The sequence below is a fragment of the Stenotrophomonas sp. SPM genome (assembly GCF_003105135.1).
Taxonomy (GTDB): domain Bacteria; phylum Pseudomonadota; class Gammaproteobacteria; order Xanthomonadales; family Xanthomonadaceae; genus Stenotrophomonas.
In genome coordinates this window covers 1-1,810 of record NZ_QETL01000203.1, presented here as the reverse complement: position 1 = coordinate 1,810, position 1,810 = coordinate 1, and the positions used below count along the sequence as shown (strand labels likewise).

The 1,810-nt window shown below is 67.5% G+C and carries 1 protein-coding gene; it reads right to left on the bottom strand.

The genetic code is table 11. The annotated features are described in order from the left end of the window. Window positions 1-87: 87 nt before the first annotated feature. Complete coding sequence (gene treA / locus DCO49_RS19970; RefSeq protein WP_116865461.1) at window positions 88-1,707, bottom strand: alpha,alpha-trehalase TreA; 1,620 nt, start codon at window positions 1,705-1,707, stop codon at window positions 88-90. Window positions 1,708-1,810 lie beyond the last annotated feature (103 nt).

The following is a 1,810-nucleotide window of genomic DNA, read 5'->3' as shown; positions in this document are numbered from 1 at the left end:
TCGACTGCTTCTGCCAACAGCAGTCGAGCATGGCTCGACTCTACAAAGGCCACAGCAGTCGAGCGTGGCTCGATGCTGTAGAAGCGCTTATTCGACGTCGGCGGCGCTTTCGCAGGTGCGCTCTGGCGCGCACAGGCGGTCGAGCAGCGCCAGGGTCACGCCATTGCTCCAGCCGAAACCATCCTGCAGCGGGTACTCGCCGCCACCGCCGCCGCTGGCCGAGCCATCCACCACGTACTTCTCCACCAGCTTGCCGTCGCGCTCGTAGACCGACTGCACCGTGCGCAGGAAGCGCACGCCCAGGGTCCGTGCCAGCGCCTGCTGGCCGTAGTGCTGCAGCCCGTCCACGGCCACCCACTGCAGCGGCGCCCAGCCGTTTGGTGCGTCCCATTGCTGTCCGGTGTCGCGCTGGGTGGTCAGCAGGCCACCGGAGCGCAGCAGGCCGGTTTCCACGGCATCGGCGGTGCGTCGCGCCTGCGCAGTGTCGGCAATCTTCAGCCACAGCGGGAACAGCGTCGCGGCGGTCAGGGCAGGGCGCTGCTGGCCGCTGTCCAGGTCGCGGTCAACGTAATAGCCCTCGCGCACATCCCACAGCTGCGTGTTGATGGCCGCGCGGCGTGAGGCGGCCAGCTGCTGGAAACGGCGGGCATCGTCACGCGCACCCGATGCCGTGCTGGCGCGCGCCAGCGTCTGTTCCAGCTGGAACAGCAGGCTGTTCAGATCCACCGGCACGATGGAGGTGGTGCGGATGCTGGACAGCTGCGCGGGGTCATCCAGCCAGCGCGAGCTGAAATCCCAGCCGGATTCGGCACCGGCACGCAGATCGCGGTAGACCTGCGAGGGCGCTCGTTGTGATGCCTGCGCCGCCGTGGCCAGGTCATCCGTCCACGATTCGGTACGCGGCACGGCGCGCGCATCCCAGTAGCGGTTCAACAGCTGGCCATCGGCCAAGCGCACCACGCGTTCGCGCGCCTGGCCCGGTGCAAGACCCTCCGCGCCGTGCATCCAGAATGCGTGTTCGATGCGCAGCTGCGGCAGGTAGCGCCGGTACGCGTCGTCACCTTCGTGGCTGGCCAGCAGTTCCACCATCAGGCTGAAGAACGGCGGCTGCGAACGGCTGAGGTAGTAGCTGCGGTTGCCATTCGGGATGTGGCCGTACTGGTCCAGCTGCCAGGCGAAGTTGTCGACCATGTCGCGCACATGCTGCCAGCGTTGGCTGGACGCCAGGCCGAGCAGGGTGAAGTAGCTGTCCCAGTAATAGACCTCGCGGAAGCGGCCGCCGGGCACTACGTAGGGATGCGGCAAGGGCAGCAGCGATCCGTGCGGATCGACGCTGGTGGTATGCCGTTGCAGTACCGGCCACAGGCCTTCGATGTGCGCGCGCAGAGTTTCGCCTGCAGGCGGCACGTAGGCCGGTGGATCGCCGGGTACGTCGAAGTGGGTCGCGACGAAATCGCGCAGCGTGTAACCGGGTTGCTGCTGCGCGGTCTGCCAGTCGGCCAGTACGGCCGCCGCCGGCTGGCGCGGTACGGCGTCGGCGAAGGTCTTCTGGTCGGCAAACAGGTGCGCGCGTTGTACCTGCTGGAACAAAGGAGCCAGTTGCCGGTCGGGAGGCGTAGTAGCGTGGGCGGGTTCTTCGGCGGCTGCACCGGCCACGCAGAGCAGCAATGCCAGCGACGCACCGGCCTGGAACATCGAGGGACGCATGGCGTGCCTCCAGAAGGGTGTGTGGCCACTGTAGGGGAGGGGGCGTGAACGCGGTTTGCCTTTTGTAGAGCCGAGCCATGCTCGGCTGCTGTTGGCAGAAGCA

Bases quoted from the DNA above. Each gene is read 5' to 3' on its own strand.
- treA (WP_116865461.1), bottom strand. From the start codon at position 1,707: ATGCGTCCCTCGATGTTCCAGGCCGGTGCGTCGCTGGCATTGCTGCTC.